Genomic DNA, 25,662 nt, shown 5'->3' on the forward strand with positions numbered 1-25,662 from the left:
CCCGCTTCCTGTTTATCAGTGCACCGCTACCGCGAGCCGATGCGGATCTTCATGCTCGTGCCGGTCTCCGCCTGGACGCGGATGGTGGTGCCGGTCGCGGGGAGCTTGACCCCGGAGAACGGCTCCTCCTCGTACCAGTACTTCTTCCGGTCGTCGAACAGCGGAACACCCGCCTGGCCACGGACGTAGCTCGGCTTGCCGTTCACGTGCAGCGTGAACGAGGACGCCTTCTGGAGGGAGAACGGGGCGTCGTAGCCCGAGATCCGCTCCCGCCAGCGGTTGCCCTCGATGTTGTAGAGCGGCGCCGGGTGGGCGTCGACGGGCAGCGCGATGCCCTCACCGGGGTGCTGGCTGGTGTTGTTGTCCGACTGGGACGTGTCCCAGTACCAGACGTGCAGCCCGGTCTCGTACGGGAAGTGCTCCACCCAGTCCGGGCGGTCCGGGAAACCGGCGTTGTACGGGCCGTGCTCCATGTACTGGTCGTAGGACTCGTAGGTGCGGTTCGACGCGATGTAGAAGTTGTCGAACAGCTCGGTCTCCACGGCCTGGGTGGTGCGGAAACCGTTGAGGGTCCAGCCGTTCGCACCGTCCTCGGCGCCGTCGGTGAACACCGGCTCGCCGTCGGCGGTCACGCTGATCTCGTCGGCGAAGAAGCCGTTCTCGACCCACGCGCCGTCGGTGATGTACCGGAACCGCAGCTGGACCGGGGAGCCGGCGTAGGCGTCGAGCGGCACGCTCAGGTCCACCCAGGCGTCCTCGGACGTGCCGGTCAGCGCGGGCTGGCCGTTGGCGTCACGCGGGAACGCGGCGCCGCCGACGGTGCCGTCGAGCGTGGTCCAGGTGGTGCCGTCGGTGGACGCCTGCACGTACAGGTAGTCGAAGTCCTGCTCGATCTGGTAGCGCGCGGACAGATCGAGCGAGGCCGTGGTGGCGCCGGTGAGGTCGACGGTCCTGGTCATGGTGGTGTCCAGGTCGTCGCCCTTGGTGGACCACCACTGGTTCTCGCCGGCGGCGGGCGAGCCGTACTCGAACTCGACCTCCTTGTCCGGCAGCACGACGACCACGCCCTGCGGCTTGGCCGAGTTGTACTCGTGCGGTCCGAGTTCCAGGGTCCTGTTCTGGCCGGCGACCACGATCTCGTAGTCCAGCCACCCCATCTGCAGCTTGGACCACGGGTCCATGTCGTTGACCCGGCTGCCGAGCACCTCGCCCGGACCGGACACCCGCTGCTGGGCCATCAGCGACCACCAGTTGATGTGGTTGGCGCCGCCGCCGGAGTAGTCGTAGAGGTCCGGCAGGCCGAGGTCGTGGCCGTACTCGTGGGCGAACACGCCGATGCCGCCGTTCTCCGGCTGCATGGTGTAGTCGCCGACCCACAGGCCGGTGTCACCGATCTCGGTGCCGCCCTGGAGGTTGCCGTCGGGGCCGGTGGTGGTGTTGCTGAAGGCGAACGCGCGGTGGCTCCACAGCGCGTCCTCGCCGTACACCGGGTCACCGTCGGCCTGGTCGCCGCCCGCGTGGACGATCTGGAAGTGGTCCAGGTAGCCGTCGGGCTCGTCGAAGTTCCCGTCGCCGTCGTGGTCGGTGCGGTCCCACACGTCGTAGCGCGCGAGTTCCTGCTTGACCTGCTCGGGGGTCTTGCCGGCGGCGATCTGGTCGGCGTACCAGGTGTTCACGCCGTCCTGGACCAGGTTGTAGGCGTTGTTGCAGACGTTGCCCGAGCACGGGTAGCCGTTGGACCGGCCGTAGCGGGCCTGGTTGTAGTTGACCCGGACCCAGTCGGAGACGGTGCCCTGCACCGAGTAGCGGCCAGAGGACTGCTTCTCGTAGTAGTTGGCGACCGAGTCGACGTTCGGGTCGTCGGAGAAGTACAGGTCCTGGAAGTGCTGGCGGTCGTAGTTGGGCTGCCAGATCGTCGAGTTGTCGACGCTGCGGTCGGGCTCGGGGATCTCGTTGTAGCGCGGGCCGTCGAAGGTCACCGGGCCGGGAACGGTGGGCGCGGTGTCCTGGTCGGGGTAGTTGGGGTGCCGTTCGTCGCCGAACTCGACGAGCACGACGAAGATGTTGTCGGTCTTCTCCCGCGACAGCTCGACGTACTGGTCGACCTTGCCGGCCTTGGCGCCGCGCGCGGAGGCGCTGGTGTTGGGTCCTGGCTTGCTGCCCATGTTGACCACGGTGCTCGAGCCGCGCTTCTCGGCCTTGCGGTCGCCGGTGAGCACGTCGGCGATGGCCGCCTCACGCAGTGCCCGGCGCTTCTGCTCGGCGGCGCTGGGCAGGTCGTCGACACCGGGGGTGGTGACCTGCGGGGCCGGGGCGGGTGCCGCCTGGGCGACGGGTCCCAGTGCCGCCAGCCCGGACGTCGCCAGGGCGACACTCGTCAGGCCGACGAGAATTCTTCGTTGCAACGCGTCCTCCATGGATCGCTCCGAAAGCATGGGTCACCCGAAAGAGGGACCTCAACGCGAGCGAGATCCTACGTAAGGACACCTCTTCTGGGACCCGGCGAAAGGTGTAATCCAACCGGGTTAACTCAACGGTGTTGCTCCAGTTGGGCGTGCGGAACGGGCCTTTGGGGGCCACCGGCTACGCTCACCGCGTGGCGGGGCAGGGGACACAGGCGCGGCGCCGGCTGATCCGGCGGATCGCCGTGCGCTCGCTGCTCGCCCTCGGTGGGATCATCACGTTCTGTGGCGTGGTGCTGGTGGTCGCCGCCTGGACCGAGGACATCGCCATCGACGGCGACCTCGGCAAGGCCAACGCCGAGGTGCTCGACGACACCTTCTCCCGCACGCTGGTGCGCTTCTACACCCTCGACGGCGCCGAGTACATCCCGCAGGTCGGCGTGCTCTACCCGGCCGGCCTGGAGGTCGGCGACGTGGTCGAGGTGGAGTTCCGCAAGGAGGATCCGGAGCTGGTGCGGGTCGCCGGGCGCGGGGCCGTGGTCACGTTGTTGCCGGTGGGACTGACGGTGCTGTCGGTGTGGGTGGTGCTGGTTCCGGCGGTCTGGGTACTGCGCCGACAGCTCCGGTCGCCCGATGTAACACCTGTCTGAATTTGGGCCTTTCAGATGTAACATCGGGGCGTGGACGCTGAACTGGAGCGCGAGTTCGACCGCGTCGTCGACGCGGAGCAGCGCATCGAGCCGAGGGACTGGATGCCCGACGGCTACCGCAAGACGCTCATCCGTCAGATCGCCCAGCACGCGCACTCCGAGATCATCGGCATGCAGCCCGAGGCGAACTGGATCAGCCGCGCGCCCTCGCTGCGGCGCAAGGCGATCCTGCTGGCGAAGGTGCAGGACGAGGCCGGCCACGGCCTGTACCTGTACGCGGCGACCGAGACCCTCGGCGCCGACCGCGAGGACCTCACCACCAAGCTCATCGAGGGCCGGCAGAAGTACTCCTCGATCTTCAACTACCCCACGCTGAACTTCGCCGACGTCGGCGTGATCGGCTGGCTGGTCGACGGCGCGGCCATCGTCAACCAGGTCCCGCTGTGCCGGACCTCCTACGGGCCGTACGCGCGGGCGATGATCCGCATCTGCAAGGAGGAGTCCTTCCACCAGCGGCAGGGCTTCGAGCTGCTGATGACCATGATGCGCGGCACCGACGCGCAGCGGCGGATGGTCCAGGACTCGGTCGACCGCTGGTGGTGGCCGTCGCTGATGATGTTCGGCCCGCCGGATGAGAAGTCCGCCAACACCGAGCAGTCGATGGCCTGGCGGATCAAGCGGCACACCAACGACGAGCTGCGGCAGAAGTTCGTCGACATGACCGTGCCGCAGGCGCGGGCGCTGGGCGTGACGCTGCCCGACCCGGACCTGCGGTGGAACGACGACCGAGGCCACCACGACTTCGGCGAGCTGGACTGGGAGGAGTTCTGGCAGGTCGTCGGGGGTGACGGCCCGTGCAACAGGCAGCGGGTCGCCCACCGCCGCGCGGCGCACGAGAACGGGGCGTGGGTACGGGACGCGGCGGCCGCCTACGCGGCCCGGCGCGCGGGATCGGACGCGGAGGAGGTCGCATGAGCTGGCCGCTCTACGAGGTGTTCGTGCGGGGCAAGCGCGGGCTCAACCACGTCCACGTCGGTTCGCTGCACGCGCCGGACGACGAGATGGCGCTGCGCAACGCCCGCGACCTGTACACCCGGCGCAACGAGGGCGTGAGCATCTGGGTCGTGCGCGCCTCGGCGATCACCGCGTCCTCCCCGGACGAGAAGGACCCGTTCTTCGCCCCGGCCGGCGACAAGGTCTACCGCCATCCCACGTTCTACTCGATCCCGGAGGACGTGCCGCACCTGTGAACGAGCCTGCGAGTGAACCGATGTCACAGGGCGACCGCGAGCGGCGGCACCGAGCCCGCGAGGGGGCGTCGTGAGTTTCGACAACGCGTATGACGCGATCACCGAGGATTCCGGGGACGACCGGCAGTGGGCGTTCGGCACCGGGTTCGACGATCCGCTGTCCGGTGTGGACCGTGCGGTGCCCGGCGAGGTGTCCACCTCGGACCTGTCGGTGTACTGCCTGATGCTGGCCGACGACGCGCTGATCCTGTCCCAGCGGCTGACCGAGTGGTGCTCGCGCGCCCCCGAGTTGGAGGAGGACGTCGCCCTGGCGAACATCGCCCTGGACCTGCTAGGCCAGGCGCGGCTGCTGCTGGCCCGCGCCGGCGAGGTCGAGGGCGCCGGGCGGGACGAGGACGCCCTGGCCTACCTGCGCGACGAGCACGAGTTCCGCAATGTGCGGCTGGTCGAGATCGACTGTGGGCCGGGCCCGGGCGGCGACTTCGCGACCACGATCGCCCGGCTGCTGGTGTTCTCCACGTGGCGGCTGGCGGTGCTGGGCCAGCTCGCCCACTCCGGTGACCCGGTGCTGGCGGCGGTCGCCGCCAAGGGTGTCAAGGAGCTGGCCTACCACCGCGACCACGCCGCCCAGTGGACGCTGCGCCTGGCCGGGGGCACCGACTTCTCGCGCGAGCGGATGGTCGCCGGGCTGGCGACGGTGTGGCCGTTGCACGACGAGCTGTTCACCCCGCACCCGGTCGAGCTGGCGTTGCCGGCGGTGGCGGTCGATCCGTCGACGGTGCGCCCGGAGGTCGACGAGGTCCTCGACACGGTGCTGGCCGAGGCGGACCTGTCCCGGCCGCGGGTGTCGCCGTTGGCGATGGTCGGCGGGCGGGCGGGGCGCGACGGCGTGCACACCGAGGCCCTGGGCTACCTGCTGGCGCCGATGCAGCACCTGGCCCGCGCGCTGCCGGGAGCCCGGTGGTGACCGCCCGCGAGGTCGCCGAGGGTGTGCTCGATCCGGAGCTGCCCGTGTTGACGCTGGCCGATCTCGGGGTGTTGCGCGAGGTCACCGAGACCGCCGGCCGGGTCGTGGTGACGATCACGCCGACCTACTCCGGCTGCCCGGCCATCGACCAGATGCGCAGCGACCTGCGGGCGAGTCTGGCCGGTGCCGGCTACCGCGACGTCGAGGTGCGCACGGTGCTGGCGCCGGCGTGGACCACCGACTGGATCACCGACGCGGGCCGGCGCAAGCTGGCCGAGTACGGGATCGCGCCGCCGGCCAGGATCGGCCCGCGTCCGGCGGGCCCGGTGCCGCTGAACCTGACGCCGCCGCCCAGCCGGGTGCGGTGCCCGCGTTGCGGCAGCGCGGAGACCGTCGAGCTGTCCCGGTTCTCGGCGACGGCGTGCCGGGCGTTGCGCCGGTGTGAGTCGTGCCGTGAGCCGTTCGAGCACGTCAAGGAGCTGTAGATGAGCAGCCGGACGTTCCACCAGTTGCCGGTCGCGCGGGTCGACCGGCTGTGCGAGGACGCGGTCGCGGTGACGTTCGCCGTGCCGGCCGAGCTCCGCCGCACCTTCGCCTTCCGCGCCGGGCAGTACCTGACGTTGCGCCAGGAGGTCGACGGGGTGGAGGAGCGGCGGTCGTACTCGATCTGCGCGGCGCCGTCGGCGGCGCCGAGGATCGGGGTGCGGCGGGTGGCGGGCGGGTTGTTCTCCAGCCGGCTGGTCGACGCGCTGCGGCCGGGTGACCTGCTGGAGGTGTTGGCGCCGCAGGGCAGGTTCACTCCCGACCCGAGCGCGACCGGTGCCCGGCACGCGTTCGTCGCCGCCGGGTCGGGGATCACGCCGGTGCTGTCGATCGTGACCTCGCTCCTGGAGTCCGATGTGGACAGCCAGGTGACGTTGCTCTACGGCAACCGCCGCTCGGACACGGTGATGTTCGCCGACGAGCTGGCCGATCTCAAGGACCGGTTCACCGACCGGTTCCAGCTGGTGCACGTGCTGTCCCGGGAGCCGAGGGACGTCGAGCTGTTCTCCGGGCGGCTGGACGGCGAGCGCCTCACCCGGCTGCTCTCGACGGTGGTGCCCTCCGCCGAGGTGGACCACTGGTGGCTGTGCGGCCCGTTCGGCATGCTCACCGACGCCGAGGCGGCGCTCAAGGCCCTGGACGTCCCGGCGGAGCGGATCCACCGCGAGCTGTTCTACGTGGACGAGCCGCCGCCGGCGGTGACGCGCGCCGACGAGTCCACTGTGGAGGGACCGGTGGCCGAGGTGACGCTGGTCCTCGACGGCCGCGAGACCACGGTGAGCCTGCCGGCCGACACGCCGATCCTGGACGCCGCGCAGCGGGTGCGGGCCGATCTTCCGTTCGCCTGCAAGGGCGGTGTGTGCGGCACCTGCCGCGCCAGGCTGGTGACCGGCGAGGTCGAGATGCGCCGCAACTACGCCCTCGAACAGCACGAGCTGGACGCCGGGTTCGTGCTGACCTGCCAGTCCCTGCCCCGCTCGCCGACCCTCACCGTCGACTACGACGCCTGATCCGCGCGCCTAGAAGGTCAGCAGGACCACGCTGATCGCGACCACCACCACGGCCGTCGCGCCGTGGACGCCGAAGGCGATGGCGCGGGGTCCCTTGGCGCGCAACACGATCGCCATGTCGCCGAACGGGATGCCGCTGCAGGCGAGCAGGTACCAGCCGAGCACGGCCGGGGTCGCGGCGAGCATCAGCACGAAGACGAAGACCCCGGTCCCGATGTCGCGCACGGCCTTGACCGTCAGCCAGGCCCGGAAGGTCGGGTCGTCGACCGGTGAGTTCGGGATGCCGAAGCCGGCCGCCCGTTCGGGGCGGAAGAACGCCTGGATGCCGATGGCGATGATGCCGACCCCGACGAGTCCGGCGAGCACGGTGGCGGTGGTGATCATGTCGTTCCCTTCGTTGTGCTAGCGCCGCTAGCGATGAGAGCAACGATAGATCTATCGACGGCAGATTGTCTAGCACTGCTAGCATGTGGTCATGGCCACCATCAACGAGCGCCGGGAACGCGAACGCGCCCAACGCCACCAGCTGATCGTCACGGCCGCCCGCGAACTCGCCGAGGAGCAGGGCTGGGACGCGGTGACCACGCGCCGGCTCGCCGAACGCGTCGAGTACAGCCAACCCGTGCTCTACAGCCACTTCGACGGCAAGAGCGCCATCATGGGCGCGGTCGCCCTCGACGGGTTCGCCGACCTCGCGCGGCGGCTGGGCCGCGCCCGCCGGGCCGCCCCACGCACCGCCCTGCGCTCGGTGTGCCGCGCCTACCTCGACTACGCGACCGAACGGCCGGCCATGTACCAGGCCATGTTCGTGCTGCCGACCGACCTGCGCTTCGCCCACGCCGACACGCCCGCGCCGATGCGCGCGGCCTTCGACGCGTTCGTCGCCTGCTTCGGCGAGGACAACCCGCGACGCGAGGCACTCGCCGAGATCGTCTGGAGCGCGCTGCACGGCCTGGTCGTGTTGGCCGACAGCGGCCGCATCCCCCCGGCCGGCCAGCGGGAACGGGTCGACCTGCTGGTCAGCCGGTTCACCGACTGAGGTTCCGGCGGAGATTCCGACTGGGATTCCGGTGGAGGGTTTCGACAACGTTCGCGTGGCGGCCATGTCGCCGTCCTTGGCGCGGCAGGCGAGGTTGTCACCGTGGGCGGGTGCGTGTCGCCATCGTCACCGAGAGTTTTCTGCCGCGGGTGAACGGCGTGACCAACTCCGTGCTGCGCGTCGTGGAGCACCTGCGCGACCGTGGGCACGACGCCATGGTCGTGGCCCCCGGCGCCAGCGGCCCGACCCGGTACCTGCACGCCCCGGTGCACCGGGTGCGGGCCATCGACCTGCCGAGGATCACCAACTTCCCGATCGGCGTCCCGTCGCCGAAGGTCCACTCGGCACTCGCGGCCTTCGCGCCCGACGTCGTGCACCTGGCGTCGCCGTTCGTGCTGGGGGCGGCCGGGCTGCGTTCGGCCCGCCGGCTGGGGATCCCGACCGTCGCGGTGTACCAGACCGACGTCGCCGGGTTCGCCGCCGCGTACGGGCTGCGCCACGGCGCCCGCGCGGCCTGGCGGTGGATCCGCCGGCTGCACGCCGCCGCCGACCGGACCCTGGCGCCCTCGCTGGCATCCGTGCACGACCTGGCCACCCACGGCGTGCCGCGCGTGCACCGCTGGGCGCGCGGTGTGGACATCGAACGCTTCGCGCCCTGGCACGCCGACCTGCGGCTGCGCCAACGGCTGGCCCCGCACGGGGAACTGCTCGTTGGCTACGTCGGCCGGCTCGCGCCGGAGAAGCACCTGCACCGGCTGGCCACCCTGCACGGGCTGCCCGGCGTCCGGGTGGTGGTGGTCGGCGAGGGCCCGGTCGAGCCGACGCTGCGCCGGCTGCTGCCGAACGCGGCGTTCCTGGGGTTTCGCACCGGCGACGAACTGGCCACCGCCTACGCCAGCCTGGACGTGTTCGTCCATCCCGGACCGCACGAGACGTTCTGCCAGGCCGTGCAGGAGGCGATGGCCTCCGGTCTGCCGGTGGTCGCGCCGGACTCGGGCGGGCCACGTGACCTGATCGAGACGAACCGAACCGGCTTCCTCATCGAACCGCACGACGACCTCCGCTTCGCCGGCGAACTCTGGTCCACTGTGGAGCAACTGCGGAACCCGGCGCCACGACGGCGGATCGGTCTCGCCGCGCGGGACTCCGTCCTGTCCAGGACCTGGCCGGCGGTCTGCGACGAACTGCTGGGCCACTACCACCAGGTGAGCGCCGCGATGCTCGCCGCCTGAGCGGTTGCCGTAGGGTCTGACACATGTCTCGTGCTGGGTTGGACAAGGACCCTCGCGACGTGGCCGTGATGTTCGACGGCGTGGCCAAGGGCTATGACCGGACGAACTCGGTCATGACGCTGGGCTTCGACCGGCGCTGGCGGTGGCTGACCCGTCGTGTCCTTGAGGCCACGCCGCGTGACCGCATTCTCGACCTCGCCGCCGGCACCGCCGTGTCGACCGCCGAGTACGCCAGGTCCGGCGCCTGGTGCGTCGCGGCCGACTTCTCGCTCGGCATGCTGCGCAGCGGCGGGCACCGCGACGTCCCGAAGGTCGCCGCCGACGCCTTCCACCTGCCCTTCGCCGACGGCGCGTTCGACGCGGTCACCGTGTCGTTCGGCCTGCGCAACATGGCACCGACCGTCGACGCGCTGCGCGAGATGTGCCGGGTGACCCGCCCCGGCGGGCGGCTGGTCATCTGCGAGGTCTCCCAGCCGACGTGGCGGTTGATCCGCTGGCTGCACCACCACGTGGTGCTGCGGATGCTGCCCCTGATCACCCGGCCGTTCTCCTCCAACAAGGACGCCTACACCTACCTCGCCGAGTCCATGCGCGACTGGCACGACCAGCGCGCGCTCGCCGAGCTGATCGCCGAGGCGGGCTGGCAGGACGTCGAGTGGCTCAACCTGACCTTCGGTGTGGTCGCCCTGCACCGCGCGACCAAGCCGGCCCCCGAACCGGCCCCCGGGTCGACCGACTGATCACGCCGGGCGAGGGGTCTCCTGCCAGGCGGTGATCTGCCGGATCGTCAGCACCACGAACACACCGGCCACGCACAGGATGAGCTGGTAAGTGGTCCAGCCCAGCCAGGTCGCGGCCACGTTCAACACGCAGACGACCGCGACCAGCACGGACGCGGCGATCGCCAGCCCACGGACCGGCCGGAAGTCCGGCGCCTCCGGGGGGAGGACGGGTAACAGGGGGTCGTTCATGGACATGCGGAAACTCCTGGTCATGCGAGGGGGTCACCCTCGCATCGTCCGACCGGGTTGGTTCGTTTCCGTCGTGATCCGATTGGTGGTTCGGCGGATGACCACAACAAGGGCGGCGCCGGCCAGGCACTGCGCGGTGGCGAGGGCCGAGTCGAGCCGGGCCAGCTGGGAGAGATGGTCGACGGTGGCGTCCAGGTCGTGGAACAGGGTCAACGCCACCCCGGCGGCGGCCGTCGCCAGCCAGCCGCCGGCGGCCAGCGTCCTGGGTAACCGGCGCGGGACCTGGCCCCGGGTGTTGGCCCGGACCCGGGCGAGCCAGACCAGCACGGCCACCACCGCCGCGATCACCGCGAACACGTAGAGGGCGTCGGCGGTGCGACCGGTGGCCGACGCGCTGGTGAGGTCCGCCACGCCGACCCCGGGGGCGGAGGCGACGTAGTCGGCGGTCACGCCGTGGCGGAACCAGGAGGACCACGCGTCGAGCAGTGCCGCCAGGCAGGCGGCGGCGACCAGCACCGACGAGGTCGCGGTCGGCCCCGCCAACGGCACCGGTCGGGCCGCCTCCGCACTCGCCATGTCGCCCCCAGGCACAGCTAGTTCGTAGATAACTGGGTGTCGCCCGAGGCCGGCTGTCCGTTTCGTCACGCGCTGGTGGTTCCCCGGTGCGGATAGAATGACCCCAGTTCGTGAACGATTTCACAAGCCCTGTGTCAAGGAGTCGCCGGATGGGAACCCCGACGCGCCGTACCGCCGCGGAGGACGCCGAGGTCATCGTCGTCGGGGCGGGCCCAGCCGGCTCGACCGCCGCCACCTACCTGGCCAGGGCCGGGCTGGATGTGCTGCTGCTGGAGAAGAGCACCTTCCCCCGGGAGAAGGTCTGTGGCGACGGCCTGACCCCCCGAGGGGTCAAGCAGCTGATCGACCTGGGCATCGACACCCGCCAGGAGGCGGGCTGGCTGCACAACCGTGGCCTGCGGGTGGTCGGCGGCGGCGTCACGATGGAACTCGACTGGCCCGACCTGGCGACCTTCCCGCCCTACGGTGTGGTCCGCCCCCGCCAGGACTTCGACGAGCTGCTGGCCAAGACAGCCCAGAGCGCCGGCGCCCGCCTCCAGGAACAGACCACGGTCACCGGAGCGATCACCGACGACCGTGACGGCCGGGTCGTCGGCGTCACCGCCAAGGCGGGCCCGGACCGAACCCCGGTCTCCTACCGCGCCCCCATCGTGATCGCCTGCGACGGCGTGTCGGCCCGGTTGGCCCTGTCGGTGGGCCTGGAGAAGATCGAAACCCGCCCGATGGGCGTGGCCGTTCGCCGGTACTACGCGTCACCCAGGAGCAAGGACGACTATCTGGAGTCGCACCTGGAACTGTGGGACCGCTCGGACCCCGCGGCGCCGAACCTGCTCCCCGGCTACGGCTGGATCTTCGGCATGGGCGACGGCACGGTCAACGTGGGCCTGGGAATCCTGTCGACGTCCAAGGCCTTCGGCAAGACCGACTACCGGGCGCTGCTGAAGGCCTGGCTGGACGGAACCCCCGAGGAGTGGGGTTTCCGCGAACACAACGCCACCGGAAAGATCGGCGGCGCGGCCCTGCCGATGGGCTTCAACCGGGTCCCGCACTACTCCCGGGGCCTGCTGCTGGTCGGCGACGCCGGCGGCATGGTCAACCCGTTCAACGGCGAAGGCATCGGCTACGCGATGGAGTCGGCCAAACTGGCCGCCGAATGCGTGGTCCAGGCCCTGGCCCGGGCGCAGGGCCCGTCCCGCGAACGCGCCCTGGCGGGCTACCCACTGGCCATGAAGGACGCCCTGGGCAGCTACTACCGCCTGGGCAACATCTTCAGCCGCCTGATCGGCAACCCCCTGATCATGCGCACCGCCACGAAGTACGGCCTCCCGCGAACGACCCTGATGAAACTGGTCCTCAAACTCCTCGCCGGCCTCTACGACCCCCGGGACGGCGACGCCTACGACAAGATCATCACCACGGTCACGAAAATGGCCCCCAGCGTCTGATCACGGGCTTGTCAGTCGCGTTTCCGCTCGCGGTGGTCGGCGGCGGGCAGGATCACCTCGACATCGCGCACGGCGGGTACGTCGGCCCCGGTACCTCCGCGGGGAGAGCACCGGTGGCCGACGCGATGTCCTACCCGACCTGATCCCGCTTCACAGCGGAGATCAACCCGGAAATGTCGGCGTTCAGGCGCGGTCCGTCGGGGTTCTTGCTGTCGCGCACCGCGCCGACGTTGGCCAGTTCAACGCACTGGCCTCCTTCGCCGCCGCTCGCGCTGGCCTTCCGCCAGCGCGCGCCCGTCAGGTCCGGGAGCATCCCGCACCCCTTCCAGTTGTCCCTCATAGGTCATCTACCAGGGTACTTAGCAGATCGATGGAGTTCGCCGGCGGCAGAGCCAGCGTCGTGAGCCGGTCGAACATCCACCGGTACCGGTCGAGATCGCTCGGTGCGTCCAGGTAGACCGCGCCGCGCCCGTTCTCCAGGTAGACCGTCGCCATCTCGTCGATGTCGAACCCGAGCAATGTGAACGGGCTGGTCATGGCCGGGTGCGCACCCGCGTTGAACGGCAACACCTGGATCGTGACGTGCGGTTGGTCAGCGACTTCGGCCAGCCGGCGCAGCTGGTCGCGCATGACCTCCGGACCGCCCACGAGGGTGCGGAGCGACGCCTCGTTCAGCACCGCATGCAACATCGGCGGGTCGTCGCCGTCCACCCTCGCCTGTCGGGCGCGTCGCAGGGCGACGTACGCGTCGAGGTCCCGGCCGCTCGCATCGGGCTGGTTCGCGAGGCCGACGGCACGCGCGTACTCCTCGGTCTGGAGCAGCCCGTCGATCAGCTCGACGCTGTAGGTGCTGATCATCGCCGCCGCGCCCTCGTAGCCGAGGTACTGGCGGAACCACTTCGGCACCTGGCTGGCCAGCGCGACGTACCACTCGGGCTGGTTCGCCTCGGCGGCCGCCTGGAGTAGCTCGTTGTTGGCGTCGTCGGGAACGCCGTACAGGGAGGCGAGCAGCTTCACGTACAGCGGTTTGATCTGCTGCTTCCCGCTTTCGATCTTGGACAGGGTGGCCTGGCTGACCTCCAGGTATCGCGCCGCCTCGGTCGGCGTCACGCCGGCCTGCTCACGGAGGCGGCGCAGCTCTTGGCCGAGTTGCCATCGGCGGATCGTCGGCGTGGGTCGTCGTGCCATGCCGGCCAGTCTGCACTGCTGGCGGAGCGCGTCACGATCAGGTTCACCCGATAGACGCAAGCTCGGGACGAATTTCGTCTGCTACTTTCGTCTTGCCGAAGTTCGCTTCGGTGGCTGCCCCCGCCCGGTCCCTCGTAGGTCGAGTGTTTCGGGCGGGGGCCGGTCGAGGACTGGGCGCGAGGAGTTGGGCCATGGCTCGCTCGCCGGGCCTTGTCGAGGAGAGCGCCGCAAAGGAGTGACCGCACCATGACCGCACACGACACACTGCTTCTCCGGGCTGGGGCGCGGGGCCGCGCTGGAGCGCGGGTAGCCGTTCGGGGTGTGTCGTGACCGCCGCCAGTGATCACCTTTCCGGTGTGGCGGTGGACTCGATGGACAAAGAGATCCGGTACACCGTGACGATCTCCAACGGCCGTGCGGAGATCATCTTCGCGCGAGCGGGATCCACCACCGGGATTCCGTCGCTGCGGCTCAGCGTCGACGAGACAGCCTGCGCCGCCCTCGCGAACACCGTGCTCGCCACCGTCCGCCATCTACAGGCAAAGCCCTGAGCGACACCGACGGATCTACCCCAGAAACTGGAGTGAACACCATGGAAATCGTTCCGTTCATGCTGACCTCGACCGAGGACACCACCAACCGCGTCTACGCCGCCTGTATGTGGATCACCACCGACAACGGCGACTCCGAGGTCGTCGTCTTCCGCCGGGGAACCGACGGGCTGCCCATGCTCGGACTGTCCGACAGTCCCGAAAGGGCCTTGCGGCTGCACAGCATGGTGACCCCACTGCGCATCGAATGGTGCGACAACACGAACTGACCACTCCGCCCAGGCGGAGGGTGCGGTAGCTCAGTCGGGTGGGGCGGGGAACTCGTCATTGCTCAAGGAATCTCATCCGGCCCCAAGGCGCCAAGAATCAACTCCAACCCGAACCCGAACTCATCCGCGTAAGCGTAATCAGGCCGAGAGGCGTAACTCACCATGATCTCGGTCAGATAAGGATAGGCATCCGCCGGGAGGTCGCCCATGATCTCCCCGGCGACCTCCTCCAACTCGTCCCGGGTGGAGAACGGCAACCCCACTTCCTGCAACACGAAACCGTAGACGTAACTGTCGATCAGCGACACGGCGTGCCCGGCCATCACGATCGAGAACCCCCCGCCCCGTAGCGCCCCCAGTACGGCGTTGTGGTGGCGCAACGTCGCCTCCCCGGGTGACCGCCGCGAGTCCATCAACGCCACGGCCCAGGGATGACGCCCCAGCGTCGCCCGAGCCGACGAGGCCCGCGCCCGCATGGCCTCCCGCCAGTGAACCCCCTTCTCCGGCAGTGAGATCTCCGAGAAGACCACGTCGACCATTCCGTCGAGGATGCCCTCCCGCCCGGCCACGTGGTTGTAGAGCGACATGGCCTCGACCCCGACGACGCCGGCGACGGCGCGCATCGTCACCCCGGCGACACCTTTCTCGTCGGCCAGTGCCACGGCCGCGGTGATCACCTGTTCCCGGCTCAACGGCGTACGCCTGCCCACCACGATCTCCCCGAACGGTTGACGAACTTACGCCGTAAGTCTAGCGTTTACTTACACCGTAAGTCACAAGGGGAGCATGTGATGAAGATCTGCATTGTGGGCGCCTCCGGAAAACTCGGCCAGTACATGGTCCGCCACGCCCTCGACCGTGGTCACGAGGTCGTCGGCGTCTGCCGCGAGCGCAGCGTCGGCAAACTCGCCGCACTCGCCGACCGGATCACGATCGTCCCCGGTCAGACCAACGACCGCGACGTCATCCGCCGCGCCGTCGCCGGCTGCGACGGGGTCCTGACCGTGCTCGTCCCCTGGGGCGTGCGCCAGTACTCCTCCGGCACCGCCAAGGCCGTCCTCGACCACGCCGAACCCGACGCCCGGCTCGTCTTCTCCTGCGGCTGGCACATCAGCCGCGACGGCCAGGACCGGTACTCCTGGCTGTTCCGCACCGGCCTGCGGGTCGCCACCTGGCTGACCAAAGCCCTGCGGCTGGTGGAGATCGACGACCAGGTCCTGGCCTGCCGCACCATCTTCGACAGCGACCGGCGCTGGACCGTCGTGCGCGGCAGCGACCTGGAGGAGGGGGAGAGCCAGGGCCTGCCGGTGTGGAGCGAACACGTCGGCGACCCGGTCCTGGCCAGCAACATGACCCGCCGGATCGACTTCGCGTTGTTCATGGTCGAGGCGCTCACCGACGACACCCTCATCGGCCAGGTGCCGGCGATCGTCGGCCGGGGGACGCCCAGCGCCCTGGCCCACGCCGGCGGGTCCGGGCAGGGACCCGCCGGCGACCAGGTCAGCTGAGCCGCTCCAGGACCATGGCCATGCCCTGGCCACCGCCGACGCACATGGTCTCCAGGCCGAACTGCTTGTCGTGCCACTGCAACGAGTTGATCAGCGTCGTGGCGATCCGGGCGCCGGTCATGCCGAACGGGTGGCCGACGGCGATCGCGCCGCCGTTGACGTTCAGCTTGTCGAGGTCGATGCCCAGGTCACGGTAGGACGGGATGACCTGGGCGGCGAACGCCTCGTTGATCTCCACCAGGTCGATGTCGTCGATGGTCATCCCGGCCAGCGCCAGCGCCCGCTTCGACGCCTCCACCGGGCCAAGGCCCATGATCTCCGGCGACAGACCGGACACCCCCGTCGACACGATCCGCGCCAGCGGGGTGATCCCCAGCTCCTTCGCGCGGTCCGAGCTCATGATCACCAGCGCGGCGGCGCCGTCGTTGAGCGGGCAGCAGTTGCCGGCCGTCACCCGGCCGTTGGGCCGGAACACCGGCTTCAGCGTGGCGGTCTTGTCGTAGGTCACGCCAGCCCGGGGGCCGTCGTCGGTGTCCACGACGCGGCCGTCGGGCAGGGTCACCGGGGTGATCTCCCTGGCCCAGAAGCCGGCCTTGATCGCCTCCTCGGCCAGGTTCTGCGAACGCACCCCGAAGTGGTCCATGTCCTCGCGGCTGACGTCCTTGGCCAGCGCCAGGTTCTCCGCCGTCTGGCCCATCGCGATGTAGACGTCGGGCAGCACGCCGTCCTGGCGCGGGTCGTGCCACGACGTGGCGCCCTCGGCGGCCGCCGCCGAGGTCCTGGCCTCCGCCTCGGCGAACACCGGGTTGTGCGTGTCCGGCCAGCTGTCGGCGCTGCCGTTGACGAACCGGGACACCGTCTCCACCCCGGCGCTGATGAACACCGAGCCCTCGCCGGCCTTGATCGCGTGCAGCGCCATCCGGGTCGTCTGCAGGCTCGACGCGCAGTACCGGGTCACCGTGCAGCCCGGCAGATGGTCGTAGCCCAGCTCAACGGCCAGCGCGCGGCCCATGTTGAAGCCCTGCTCGCCACCGGGCAGACCACAGCCCAGCATCAGGTCGTCGATCTGGGTCGGGTCGAGTTCTGGCACCTTGTCCAACGCCGCCCGCACGATCTGCGCCGCGAGATCGTCCGGCCTGATGTCCACCAGCGAACCCTTGGCGGCCCGGCCGATGGGCGAGCGGGCCGCGGAAACGATGACCGCATCTGGCATGCGTAACTCCCTCGTCAGTGATGCCTGCGAAGGAGGTTACGCGTGGGTAAGGTCCCGGCTCCCCCACAAGCCGGCAGCATCACACAACGGGGCGAGCAGCAGGTCCGCCGCCAGTTCGTAGCCGGCGCCGCTGGGGTGGAACCGGTCGTCGCTGAACAGCTCGTCCGGGCGGGCCAGGAACTCCGGGGTCAGCAGCGCCGCCGTCGACACCGTCGACACCCCGTCCAGCCGCTCCAGCTCCCGGCGCTGCGCCCGCGCCAGGGCCAGCCCCCAGCGCGACGCGATCGCCCGCAGCGGCTGCGGTATCGGCGCGATGATGTCCAGGTCGGGGCAGGTGCCGACGACCACCGTGGTGCCGGCGCGGACCATCCGGCGCACCTGCTTGGCCAGCACCGCCGCCGACGTGCCGATCCGCATCCGGCTCGTCACGTCGTTGCCGCCGATGATCACCATCGCCAGGTCTGGCGGGTCGATCAACGCCACGTCGACCTGCTCGTCCAGGTCGGAGGTGCGGGAACCGCTGACCGCGTGCGTGGTCAGGCGCACCGGGCGGCCGGACTCGTCGGCCAGGCCCCTGGCCAGCAGCACCCCCGGCAGCTGGTCGGTGCGCTCGGCGCCCAGGCCAGCGGCCAGCGAGTCGCCGAGCATCGCGAAGGACAGGGTGCCGCCGGGTTCGCCGGCCACCGGGCCGCTACCGTCGGGCAGGTACACGCCGTCAGCGTTGAGCGGCAGCGCACGGGACTTCCCGATGATCGTGCGCGCCTTCTTCGACTGACCGTTGAGCAAGCTGATCGCCGCACCGGACAGCCCGCCGACCGAACCGGCGACCAGGACCAGTGCTCTGAACATCCGCACTCCCGCCAACGCCGTCCTCCTCAGACAACCAGTGAACCACCGGGACACGATCCGGCAGGCGGGCACGGCCACCCGCGACACCGGATCGAAGCTCGATTGAGTGTGTTCCTTGTCACTAGCGATCCGCTCAAGGTCAGCTCGAGCCGCATAGGCAGAACCTGTCACGCCGTGCTAACCGAACCGGGCTACGCTCGCGGCGTGCCGGGGGGCGCCACGTTCGCGAACAAGGAGTGCAGGTGGAGTACGTCGAACACGTCATGGATCTGGTCGGCAACACGCCGCTGGTGAAGCTGAACTCACTGGCCGAGGGGATCTCCGCGACCGTCCTGGCCAAGGTGGAGTACTTCAACCCGGGCGGCAGCGTCAAGGACCGGATCGCGCTGCGGATGATCGAGGCCGCCGAGAAGTCCGGCGAGCTGCGCCCCGGCGGCGTGATCGTCGAGCCGACCAGCGGCAACACCGGGGTGGGGCTGGCGATCGTCGCCCAGCGCAAGGGCTACCGCTGTGTGTTCGTCTGCCCGGACAAGGTCAGCGAGGACAAGCGCAACACCCTCAAGGCCTACGGCGCCGAGGTCGTGGTGTGCCCGACGGCGGTCGCGCCCGAGCACCCCGACTCCTACTACAACGTCTCCGACCGCCTGGTCACCGAGATCGAGGGCGCCTGGAAGCCCGACCAGTACTCCAACCCGAACAACCCGGAGAGCCACTACCTGGCCACCGGACCGGAGATCTGGCGGCAGACCGGCGGGCGGATCACCCACTTCGTGGCCGGTGTCGGCACCGGCGGCACCATCTCGGGCACCGGCCGCTACCTCAAGGAGGTCTCCGATGGCCAGGTGAGGATCGTCGGCGCCGACCCGGAGGGCTCGGTCTACTCCGGCGGCACCGGCCGGCCCTACCTGGTCGAGGGCGTCGGTGAGGACTTCTGGCCCGACACCTACGACCGGGGCGTCGCCGACGAGATCATCGCGGTCTCCGACGGCGAGTCCTTCGACGTCACCCGCCGCCTGGCCAGGGAGGAAGGGCTGCTGGTCGGCGGCTCCTGCGGGATGGCGGCGGCCGCGGCCATCCGGCTGGCCAAGCGCCTTGGCCCGGACGACGTGGTGGTCGTGCTGCTGCCCGACGGCGGCCGCGGCTACCTGTCGAAGGTGTTCAACGACGACTGGATGGCCTCCTACGGCTTCCTGCCGCCCGAGCACTCCGGCGCCACCGTCGGCGACGTGCTGCGCCGCAAGGGCACCGGCGGCGCCATGCCCGACCTGGTGCACGCCCACCCGACCGAGACCGTCGCCGACGCCGTCGGCTACCTGCGCGAGTTCGCCGTCAGCCAGATGCCGGTGGTCAACGCCGAGCCGCCGGTGATGGCCGCCGAGGTCGTCGGCGCGGTCAACGAGCGCGACCTGCTGGAGGCGCTGTTCACCGGCAAGGCCAATCTCGCCGACCGGCTGGACAACCACATGTCGCCGCCGCTGCCGACCATCGGTGCCGGCGAGCAGGTCAGTTCGGCGATGAAGGCGCTGGCCGACGCCGATGGCGCGCTGGTGCTGATGGACGGCAAACCGGCGGGTGTCGTCACCCGGCACGACCTGCTGGGTTTCCTCGCCGGACGATGAGGAAACCCCGTCAATTGGCCCCGTTGGCGCAGCTGTACCACTCGAATGCACTAGCGTTGCCCCGAACTCAACTTGACAACTCTGAAGGGGTTGGAACCCGATGAGCTCTCCGCAGCCGCCGAACCAGCCATGGCAGGGCGGCCCGCCGCCGCAGCAGCACGGGGAGGGTGAGCAGCCGGACAACCCGGCGCTGGCCAGCCCCGGTCCGACGCAGGTCGTCCAGCCGGGCGGGCAGCGTGGCGCCGACGGAGTGGAGCGCACCCAGGCGATCCAGCCCGGTCAGCAGCCGCCGCCCGTCGGTCAGGACTCCGGTGCCACCCAGGTCGTGCCGCCGGGCCAGTTCGCCCAGCAGGGCCCGGACGCCGGCGCCACGCAGATGGTCCCGCCCGGGTCGATGCCTCCCCAGCAGCCGCCCTACGCCCCGCCGCCCGGCGCCGACGCCTCGCCTCCCGGCGGGTTCCCCGGCCAGCCCGGTGGGTTCGGCCAGCCCCCGGCCCAGCAGGGCTACGGTCAGCCGCCGGCGCCTCCCGGGTACGGCCAGCCGCCGATGCAGCAGGGCTACGGTCAGCCGCCGGCCCCTCCCGGGTACGGCCAGCAGCCTCCTGGTGGGTTCGCCCAGCAGCCGGGCCTTGGCGCCGGCCCGAACTTCGGTGGCCCCGGCCAGAACCTGCAGATGATCTCGTGGGGCCTGGCGGGCGTCGCGGCGCTCATGGGTCTGCTCGTCGCCATCTTCCTGCTGGTCGACATGGGCGACATCGGCGACTACTCCGATGGCTACGACTCGGTCCCCGAGGCCATGCGGGACGAGATGGGCCTGCCTGCGCCGGGGATGGTCTGGCTCTGCTCGATCGCCATCCTGCTCGGTGCGCTGGCCGCCATCGGCGGTGGTGTCCTGATCTACCTGAAGCACAAGATGGCGGCGCTCGCGCTTGTGGTCGGCGGCGGGCTGATGCTGGTGTTCGGGATCATTGAGATGATCATGTTCGGCAGCATCGACACGGGGGGTATCGGCGCTCCCAGCGCGCCGGACAGCGCGGTGTGGGGTCTGATCGGCGGCATCATCGTCGGCGGGGTCGGTGCGCTCGGCTACTTCCCGCAGACCAAGAAGTTCCTCGGTGGAGACTCGGTGTTCGGCCCGGGCGGCCCCGGTGGCCCCGGCGGTTTCGGTCAGCCCCCGGGCTTCGGCCAGCCCCCGCAGCAGGGCTTCGGCCAGCCGCAGCAGGGTTTCGGTCAGCCGCCGCAACAGGGCTTCGGTGCCCCGCCGCAGCAGGGCTACGGCCAGCCGCCCCAGCAGGGTGGCCCGCCGCCCCAGTGGTGACCTGACGTTGGTGGAAACGCCGGCGGCCCGTCCGGGCCGCCGGCGTTTCTCGTTCCATTCCCGAGGTTCCACATGGTGGGCACGTCAGGGCCTGGTAATAATGTGTGTCCATGGCAGACGACACGAGCCGTTGGGGCTTCGAGACTCGCGCTATCCACGCCGGTCAGCGCCCGGATCCGCAGACCGGCTCGGTCATCGTGCCGATCTACGCGACCTCCACCTTCGCCCAGGACGGCGTCGGTGGCCTGCGTTCGGGCTACGAGTACTCCCGCTCGGCCAACCCGACCCGCACCGCCCTGGAGGAGGCGCTGGCCTCGCTGGAGGGCGGCCGGCACGCCCTGGCCTTCTCCTCGGGCATGGCCGCCGCGGACGTCGCGCTGCGGGCCATGACCCGCCCGGGTGACCACGTCATCCTCGGCGGCGACGCCTACGGCGGCACGTTCCGCCTGCTGGACAAGGTCCTCGCGCACTGGGGCGTCGAGTACACCACCGTCGACCTGGCCGACGTGGACACCGCGCGGGCCGCCGTGCAGGCCAACACCAAGGTCATCTGGTGCGAGACGCCGACCAACCCGCTGCTGGGCATCGCCGACATCGCCGCGCTCGCCCAGGTCGCCACGGTCGCCGGCGCGCGGCTGGTCGTGGACAACACCTTCGCCACCCCGTACCTGCAGTCGCCGCTTGGCCTTGGCGCGGACGTGGTGCTGCACTCCACCACCAAGTACCTCGGCGGCCACTCCGACGTCGTCGGCGGCGCGCTGATCACCTCCGACCCGGACCTGCACGAGCAGTTCGGGTTCCTGCGCAACGCGGTCGGCTCGGTGCCCGGCCCGTTCGACGCCTACCTGACGCTGCGCGGCGCGAAGACGCTGGGCCTGCGGATGGAGCGGCACAGCGACAACGCCGAGCGGATCGTCGAGGCGCTGCTGGGCCACCGCAAGGTCACCAAGGTCTACTACCCTGGCCTGGCCGACCACCCCGGTCACGAGGTGGCCGCCAAGCAGATGCGCCGCTTCGGCGGCATGGTGTCGTTCTCGGTGGCCGGCGGTGAGGCCGCCGCGCTGGAGGTCGCGGCCCGCACGCAGCTGTTCATCCTGGGCGAGTCGCTGGGCGGGGTCGAGTCGCTGATCGAGCACCCCGGGCGGATGACCCACGCCAGCACGACCGGCTCGCCGTTGCAGGTGCCCGACGACGTGCTGCGCCTGTCGGTGGGCATCGAGGACGCCACCGACCTGGTCGGCGACCTGCTCCAGGCACTGGGCTGAGAAAACCGGGCTGAGAACCGGGCTGAGAACGACGAACGCTACGGGGCCGTGATCCGGTCGGTCATCTCGTTGACCGCCGGCTCGGCCGGCTCCGGCGTGTTCCTGTCGTAGTGGTGTTCGGTCGGCAGCTGGGCCGGGTCGACACAGCTGTCGACCAGTTCGACCTGCCCGTTGTCGTGCTGGACGTACCGGCCCGGATCGGCACAGCTCGCCTGGCCGACCGTGTACACGGCGACACCGGCGAGCGCCACGGCCGCCAACGACGCACCGGCAAGCGGGAGCACTCCCGCGACTCGAGACCCAACGGCCATCGTTGCAACCCCATCCACGCTGCTTGCGACCGAGAATACCCGGCTTCGGGGATTTCCTGTCGCCAGCTGTCGATCCCGGCCCCGCCCGTCCGACGCGTCAGCGACTGACCGACCAGGACCGAACAGGGGAGCTGCCATGAACAGGATCGCCAGGACCGCCGCCACCGCCGTCGCCACCGTCGTCGCCGCGTCGATGCTCACGGTCGGGACCACCACCGCCTCCGCCGGCGTCGACGACACCCGGGGTCGCGGCCACTATGCCGAGGTCAACGGCCTGCGCTTGTACTACGAGGTGCATGGCAAGCGCACCAGCCGGCCGCCGGTCGTGCTCGTCCACGGCGCGTTCTCCGCCACCGGCACGTCGTGGGGCGAGCTGATCGGCCCGCTGTCGCGCGAACGCCAGGTGATCTCCGTGGAGATGCAGGGCCACGGCCACACCGCCGACATCGACCGCCCGCTGCGCGCCGAGCTGATGGCGCGGGACACCGTCGCGCTGATCGACCACCTGGGCATCGAGCAGGCCGACGTGTGGGGCTACAGCATGGGCGCGTCGGTCGCGCTGCACACGGCGCTGGCCGACCCGGAGAAGGTGCGCAAGCTGGTGTTGCAGTCCGTGGCGATCACCAGCGCCGGCTACCACCCCGGCCACGAGGACTCGATGGGCCAGATCGAGCCGGAGATGCTGTACGGCAGCCCGTTCCACCAGGAGTACCTGGAGCTGGCGCCGCACCCGGAGAACTTCGACGCGCTGGTGGGGAAGGTCAAGGACATGGTCGAGCACACCACCGACGTGCCGGTCTCGGCCCTCGAGGCGCTGGACCTGCCGGTGCTGACGGTCATGGGCGACTCGGACATCTTCCGCCCCGAGCACGGCGTGGAGATCTTCCGCGCCACCGGCGGCGGGGTGAACGGCGACGTCGTCGGCCTGCCGGAGTCCCAGCTGGCGATCCTGCCCGGCACCTCGCACATCGGCACCTCGCAGCGGGTGGACCTGCTGCTGGCGATGGTGCCCGCGTTCCTGGACGCCTGAGCCGCTGGTGCCCCGGAGCCCGACCCCGGATCGCGGGGTCGGGCTCCGGGTGGTCGCGGGGTCCTACAGGTTGCCCCGGCGGTCCTGCTCACGCTCGATGGCCTCGAACAGGGCCTTGAAGTTGCCCTTGCCGAAGCCCAGCGAGCCGTGCCGCTCGATGAGCTCGTAGAACACGGTCGGCCGGTCGCCGATCGGCTTGGTGAAGATCTGCAGCAGGTAGCCGTCCTCGTCCCGGTCGACCAGGATCCGGTGCTCCTTGAGGACCTCGATCGGCACCCGGACCTCGCCGATCCTGGCCCGCAGCTCCGGGTCGTCGTAGTAGGAGTCGGGGGTGTCGAGGAACTCGACGCCGGCCTCGCGCATGGCCACCACGGTCGCCACGATGTCGCCGGTGGCCAGGGCGATGTGCTGGCAGCCGGCGCCGTCGTAGAACTCCAGGTACTCGTCGATCTGCGACTTCTTCTTGGCGATCGCCGGCTCGTTGAGCGGGAACTTCACCCGGTGGTTGCCGTTGGAGACGACCTTGCTCATCAGCGCGGAGTAGTCGGTGGCGATGTCGTCGCCGATGAACTCAGCCATGTTCACGAAGCCCATGACCCGGTTGTAGAAGTCGACCCAGTGGTCCATCCGACCCAGCTCGACGTTGCCGACGCAGTGGTCGACGGCCTGGAACAGGCGCTTGCCGGCCGGCACGGTCGAGGTCTTCTCGACGTAGCCGGGCAGGTAGGGGCCCTGGTAGCGGGAGCGGTCGACCAGCGAGTGGCGGGTCTCGCCGTAGGTGGCGATCGCGGCGCGGCGCACGGTGCCGTGCTCGTCGGAGACGTCGTGCGGCTCCTCCAGGATGGTGGCGCCCTGGGCGCGGGCGTGCTCGACGCAGCGGTCGACGTCGGCGACCTCCAGCGCGAGGTCGACCACGCCGTCGCCGTGCTTGCGGTGGTGGTCGTGCAGCGGGCTGTCCGGGGCGACGCCGCCGTTGATCACGAAGCGGGCCGAGCCGGACTTCAGCACGAACGACTTGTGGTCGCGGTTGCCGGTCTCCGGGCCGGAGTAGGCGACCAGCCGCATGCCGAAGGCGACCTGGTAGAACCACGCGGTCTGGGTGGCGTTGCCGGCGACGAACACGATCGCGTCCATCGCCCTGACCGGGAACGGGTCCTTGGACTCGTCGTGCTCCACGAGCCCGACGAGCTGGCGGAGCTGGTCGAGGCTCACGTCATCGATCGGGCGGTCGAGTGGCCGGTCGTGGCCGAGGGTCTCAGTCATCGCGCTTGTCCTCCCTGATGGCGGTAACCGCAGGATCCGTCCGTTCTGCAGTCTGCGCAACAGTCGATCGATTCACTGGGCAGATCGTCCAGTGTGGCGCGGTGATCGATGTACGAGGTGAGGCATTCTGTGTAGATGACTGAACTGGATGCGCTGGATGCCCGGTTGCTGCTGCTGTTGTCCGACGAGCCGCGTCTTGGCGTGCTGGAGTGCTCGCGGCGGCTGGGGGTGGCCCGGGGGACCGTGCAGGCCAGGATGGACCGGCTGGAGCGGCGCGGGGTGCTCGGCGGCTTCCCGCCGGAGGTGGACCTGGCGGCGATCGGCTACGGCCTGACCGCGTTCGCGGTGCTGGAGATCGCCCAGGGGCGCCGGGTGGAGGTGGCGGCACGGCTGGCGGCGATCGACGAGGTCTGCGAGGTGCACGCCACGACGGGCGAGGGGGACCTGCTGGTGCGCATGGTGGCGCGGTCCAACGCCGACCTGCAGCGGGTCATCGACGAGGTGGTCGACGTCCGCTGGGTGCGGCGGACCTCGACGTCGATCGCGCTGTCGACACCCGTCCCGCCGAGGGTTCGGCCGCTGCTGGAACGGGTGGCGACAGACGCGGGAACAGACCCAATTCCCCGCTGAATTGGGCCTGTTTCGACGTGGGAAATCGTGAATTTATCCGGTGTAGGGAACGGCCTTGACGAGCGTCACCTTCTGGGTGTTGCCGTTGGGCAGTTCGTAGGAGCGGGTCTCGCCCTCCTTGGCGCCGAGCAGCGCCTTGCCCAGCGGTGACTCCGGCGAGTAGACCTCCAGCTCACCCTCGGCGCCCTCTTCGCGGGTCGCCAGCAGGAAGTTCTCGGTGTCGGTGTCACCGTCGTACCGGATGGTGAGGATCTTGCCCGGTTCGGCCAGCCCGTCGTTGGCCGGCGCCTCGCCGACCTTGGCATTGCGGAGCAGTTCCTGCAGGTGACGGATCCGCGCCTCGGCCTGGCCCTGCTCCTCACGTGCCGCGTGGTAACCCCCGTTCTCCTTGAGGTCACCCTCCTCGCGGCTGGCGTTGATCTTCGCGGCGATAACCGGGCGATTGTCAACGAGCTCGTCAAGCTCCTGCTTGAGCCGGTTGTAGGCCTCCTGGGTCAGCCAGGTCACCTGGGTGTCGCTCACGGTCACCAACTCCTCGCTAATACTTCCGGGTCCCGCGGATT

General features: G+C 70.2%; 31 protein-coding genes. 19 read left to right on the forward strand and 12 right to left on the reverse strand.

The features are described 5' to 3' along the window. Window positions 1-26: 26 nt before the first annotated feature. Entirely contained in the window at window positions 27-2,417 is a 2,391-nt protein-coding gene (locus BLA60_RS28305; protein ID WP_075136063.1) for an immune inhibitor A domain-containing protein, read from the reverse strand. 179 nt (window positions 2,418-2,596) lie between these two features. On the opposite strand from BLA60_RS28305, the gene BLA60_RS28310 reads away from it, so the two are divergent. From BLA60_RS28310 to paaE, 6 genes are all read left to right on the forward strand, one after another. Further along, a complete protein-coding gene (locus BLA60_RS28310) occupies window positions 2,597-3,052 on the forward strand; it encodes a DUF3592 domain-containing protein (RefSeq protein ID WP_245812193.1) in 456 nt (151 codons plus the stop codon). A 30-nt stretch (window positions 3,053-3,082) separates the two neighbouring features. After that, window positions 3,083-4,027: a 1,2-phenylacetyl-CoA epoxidase subunit PaaA gene (paaA, locus tag BLA60_RS28315; RefSeq protein WP_154814675.1), complete on the forward strand. Its 945-nt coding sequence runs from the start codon at window positions 3,083-3,085 to the stop codon at window positions 4,025-4,027. Next, window positions 4,024-4,302, forward strand: a complete 279-nt coding sequence (gene paaB, locus BLA60_RS28320) for a 1,2-phenylacetyl-CoA epoxidase subunit PaaB (protein ID WP_075136064.1) — start codon at window positions 4,024-4,026, stop codon at window positions 4,300-4,302. The genes paaA and paaB overlap by 4 nt, the downstream gene beginning before the upstream one ends. Window positions 4,303-4,372: 70 nt before the next feature. Further along, the gene (paaC, locus tag BLA60_RS28325; protein ID WP_075136065.1) at window positions 4,373-5,269 is read left to right on the forward strand and encodes a 1,2-phenylacetyl-CoA epoxidase subunit PaaC; all 897 of its coding nucleotides are present in this window, start codon (window positions 4,373-4,375) and stop codon (window positions 5,267-5,269) included. Then, window positions 5,263-5,754 carry a 1,2-phenylacetyl-CoA epoxidase subunit PaaD gene (gene paaD / locus BLA60_RS28330; protein ID WP_075136066.1) on the forward strand — a complete coding sequence of 164 codons (492 nt, stop codon included), beginning with the start codon at window positions 5,263-5,265 and terminating at the stop codon, window positions 5,752-5,754. Before paaC ends, paaD begins: the two co-directional genes overlap by 7 nt. Beyond that, complete coding sequence (paaE, locus tag BLA60_RS28335; RefSeq protein WP_075136067.1) at window positions 5,755-6,822, forward strand: 1,2-phenylacetyl-CoA epoxidase subunit PaaE; 1,068 nt, start codon at window positions 5,755-5,757, stop codon at window positions 6,820-6,822. It begins immediately after the preceding gene. 9 nt (window positions 6,823-6,831) lie between these two features. On the opposite strand, the gene BLA60_RS28340 is transcribed toward paaE, so the two are convergent. Beyond that, window positions 6,832-7,206, reverse strand: a complete 375-nt coding sequence (locus tag BLA60_RS28340) for a DUF4267 domain-containing protein (protein ID WP_075136068.1) — start codon at window positions 7,204-7,206, stop codon at window positions 6,832-6,834. A 91-nt stretch (window positions 7,207-7,297) separates the two neighbouring features. Between BLA60_RS28340 and BLA60_RS28345 the strand changes: the two genes are divergently transcribed. From BLA60_RS28345 to BLA60_RS28355, 3 genes are all read left to right on the forward strand, one after another. Next, window positions 7,298-7,861: a TetR/AcrR family transcriptional regulator gene (locus BLA60_RS28345; protein WP_075136210.1), complete on the forward strand. Its 564-nt coding sequence runs from the start codon at window positions 7,298-7,300 to the stop codon at window positions 7,859-7,861. Between the two features lie 110 nt (window positions 7,862-7,971). After that, window positions 7,972-9,093 carry a glycosyltransferase family 4 protein gene (locus BLA60_RS28350; protein WP_211288872.1) on the forward strand — a complete coding sequence of 374 codons (1,122 nt, stop codon included), beginning with the start codon at window positions 7,972-7,974 and terminating at the stop codon, window positions 9,091-9,093. Between the two features lie 23 nt (window positions 9,094-9,116). Continuing rightward, window positions 9,117-9,833 (forward strand): demethylmenaquinone methyltransferase, encoded by a 717-nt coding sequence (locus BLA60_RS28355; protein WP_075136069.1) that lies wholly within the window; start codon window positions 9,117-9,119, stop codon window positions 9,831-9,833. On the opposite strand, the gene BLA60_RS28360 is transcribed toward BLA60_RS28355, so the two are convergent. Beyond that, complete coding sequence (locus BLA60_RS28360; protein ID WP_075136070.1) at window positions 9,834-10,070, reverse strand: hypothetical protein; 237 nt, start codon at window positions 10,068-10,070, stop codon at window positions 9,834-9,836. A gap of 27 nt (window positions 10,071-10,097) precedes the next feature. After that, entirely contained in the window at window positions 10,098-10,640 is a 543-nt protein-coding gene (locus BLA60_RS28365; protein ID WP_154814676.1) for a hypothetical protein, read from the reverse strand. A 149-nt stretch (window positions 10,641-10,789) separates the two neighbouring features. Here BLA60_RS28365 and BLA60_RS28370 point away from each other — a divergent pair, with 149 nt between their 5' ends. Together BLA60_RS28370 and BLA60_RS46300 are read left to right on the forward strand one after the other, a co-directional pair. After that, window positions 10,790-12,085 (forward strand): geranylgeranyl reductase family protein, encoded by a 1,296-nt coding sequence (locus BLA60_RS28370; RefSeq protein ID WP_075136072.1) that lies wholly within the window; start codon window positions 10,790-10,792, stop codon window positions 12,083-12,085. Between the two features lie 8 nt (window positions 12,086-12,093). Continuing rightward, window positions 12,094-12,228 (forward strand): hypothetical protein, encoded by a 135-nt coding sequence (locus BLA60_RS46300; RefSeq protein ID WP_281257486.1) that lies wholly within the window; start codon window positions 12,094-12,096, stop codon window positions 12,226-12,228. Here BLA60_RS46300 and BLA60_RS28375 read toward each other — a convergent pair. Then, on the reverse strand, window positions 12,216-12,398 hold the full coding sequence (locus BLA60_RS28375) for a DUF397 domain-containing protein (protein WP_075136073.1): 183 nt from the start codon (window positions 12,396-12,398) through the stop codon (window positions 12,216-12,218). The genes BLA60_RS46300 and BLA60_RS28375 overlap by 13 nt on opposite strands. A gap of 23 nt (window positions 12,399-12,421) precedes the next feature. Continuing rightward, a complete protein-coding gene (locus BLA60_RS28380; protein ID WP_075136074.1) occupies window positions 12,422-13,273 on the reverse strand; it encodes a helix-turn-helix domain-containing protein in 852 nt (283 codons plus the stop codon). Window positions 13,274-13,599: 326 nt separating this feature from the next. On the opposite strand from BLA60_RS28380, the gene BLA60_RS28385 reads away from it, so the two are divergent. Both BLA60_RS28385 and BLA60_RS28390 read left to right on the forward strand, forming a co-directional pair. Continuing rightward, entirely contained in the window at window positions 13,600-13,824 is a 225-nt protein-coding gene (locus tag BLA60_RS28385; protein ID WP_075136075.1) for a hypothetical protein, read from the forward strand. A 41-nt stretch (window positions 13,825-13,865) separates the two neighbouring features. Beyond that, window positions 13,866-14,093, forward strand: a complete 228-nt coding sequence (locus BLA60_RS28390; RefSeq protein ID WP_154814677.1) for a hypothetical protein — start codon at window positions 13,866-13,868, stop codon at window positions 14,091-14,093. 62 nt (window positions 14,094-14,155) lie between these two features. On the opposite strand, the gene BLA60_RS28395 is transcribed toward BLA60_RS28390, so the two are convergent. Next, window positions 14,156-14,803: a TetR/AcrR family transcriptional regulator C-terminal domain-containing protein gene (locus BLA60_RS28395; RefSeq protein WP_245812194.1), complete on the reverse strand. Its 648-nt coding sequence runs from the start codon at window positions 14,801-14,803 to the stop codon at window positions 14,156-14,158. Between the two features lie 81 nt (window positions 14,804-14,884). Between BLA60_RS28395 and BLA60_RS28400 the strand changes: the two genes are divergently transcribed. Beyond that, on the forward strand, window positions 14,885-15,601 hold the full coding sequence (locus BLA60_RS28400) for an NAD(P)-dependent oxidoreductase (protein WP_075136078.1): 717 nt from the start codon (window positions 14,885-14,887) through the stop codon (window positions 15,599-15,601). Here the strand turns inward: BLA60_RS28400 and BLA60_RS28405 are convergent. Continuing rightward, window positions 15,594-16,814 carry an acetyl-CoA C-acetyltransferase gene (locus BLA60_RS28405; RefSeq protein WP_075136079.1) on the reverse strand — a complete coding sequence of 407 codons (1,221 nt, stop codon included), beginning with the start codon at window positions 16,812-16,814 and terminating at the stop codon, window positions 15,594-15,596. The two genes, BLA60_RS28400 and BLA60_RS28405, sit on opposite strands and share 8 nt — an antisense overlap. A 36-nt stretch (window positions 16,815-16,850) precedes the next feature. After that, window positions 16,851-17,663: an SGNH/GDSL hydrolase family protein gene (locus BLA60_RS28410; protein WP_075136212.1), complete on the reverse strand. Its 813-nt coding sequence runs from the start codon at window positions 17,661-17,663 to the stop codon at window positions 16,851-16,853. A gap of 242 nt (window positions 17,664-17,905) precedes the next feature. On the opposite strand from BLA60_RS28410, the gene BLA60_RS28415 reads away from it, so the two are divergent. From BLA60_RS28415 to BLA60_RS28425, 3 genes are all read left to right on the forward strand, one after another. Beyond that, complete coding sequence (locus BLA60_RS28415; RefSeq protein ID WP_075136080.1) at window positions 17,906-19,282, forward strand: cystathionine beta-synthase; 1,377 nt, start codon at window positions 17,906-17,908, stop codon at window positions 19,280-19,282. A gap of 100 nt (window positions 19,283-19,382) precedes the next feature. Further along, on the forward strand, window positions 19,383-20,600 hold the full coding sequence (locus BLA60_RS28420) for a DUF4064 domain-containing protein (RefSeq protein WP_075136081.1): 1,218 nt from the start codon (window positions 19,383-19,385) through the stop codon (window positions 20,598-20,600). A gap of 110 nt (window positions 20,601-20,710) precedes the next feature. Next, window positions 20,711-21,865, forward strand: coding sequence for a cystathionine gamma-synthase (locus BLA60_RS28425; RefSeq protein ID WP_075136082.1), 1,155 nt, complete (start codon window positions 20,711-20,713; stop codon window positions 21,863-21,865). 38 nt (window positions 21,866-21,903) lie between these two features. Here the strand turns inward: BLA60_RS28425 and BLA60_RS28430 are convergent, their stop codons facing one another. Then, window positions 21,904-22,149, reverse strand: a complete 246-nt coding sequence (locus BLA60_RS28430) for a hypothetical protein (RefSeq protein ID WP_245812195.1) — start codon at window positions 22,147-22,149, stop codon at window positions 21,904-21,906. 163 nt (window positions 22,150-22,312) lie between these two features. On the opposite strand from BLA60_RS28430, the gene BLA60_RS28435 reads away from it, so the two are divergent. After that, window positions 22,313-23,206, forward strand: coding sequence for an alpha/beta fold hydrolase (locus tag BLA60_RS28435; protein ID WP_075136084.1), 894 nt, complete (start codon window positions 22,313-22,315; stop codon window positions 23,204-23,206). 63 nt (window positions 23,207-23,269) lie between these two features. Here BLA60_RS28435 and hppD read toward each other — a convergent pair whose 3' ends face one another. Beyond that, window positions 23,270-24,469 carry a 4-hydroxyphenylpyruvate dioxygenase gene (gene hppD / locus BLA60_RS28440; RefSeq protein WP_075136085.1) on the reverse strand — a complete coding sequence of 400 codons (1,200 nt, stop codon included), beginning with the start codon at window positions 24,467-24,469 and terminating at the stop codon, window positions 23,270-23,272. A 135-nt stretch (window positions 24,470-24,604) separates the two neighbouring features. Between hppD and BLA60_RS28445 the strand changes: the two genes are divergently transcribed. Then, a complete protein-coding gene (locus BLA60_RS28445) occupies window positions 24,605-25,099 on the forward strand; it encodes an Lrp/AsnC family transcriptional regulator (protein ID WP_075136086.1) in 495 nt (164 codons plus the stop codon). Window positions 25,100-25,132: 33 nt separating this feature from the next. On the opposite strand, the gene greA is transcribed toward BLA60_RS28445, so the two are convergent. Then, window positions 25,133-25,630, reverse strand: a complete 498-nt coding sequence (gene greA / locus BLA60_RS28450) for a transcription elongation factor GreA (RefSeq protein WP_075136087.1) — start codon at window positions 25,628-25,630, stop codon at window positions 25,133-25,135. Window positions 25,631-25,662 lie beyond the last annotated feature (32 nt).

It is taken from the genome of Actinophytocola xinjiangensis, from assembly GCF_001921215.1.
Classification (GTDB): domain Bacteria; phylum Actinomycetota; class Actinomycetes; order Mycobacteriales; family Pseudonocardiaceae; genus Actinophytocola; species Actinophytocola xinjiangensis.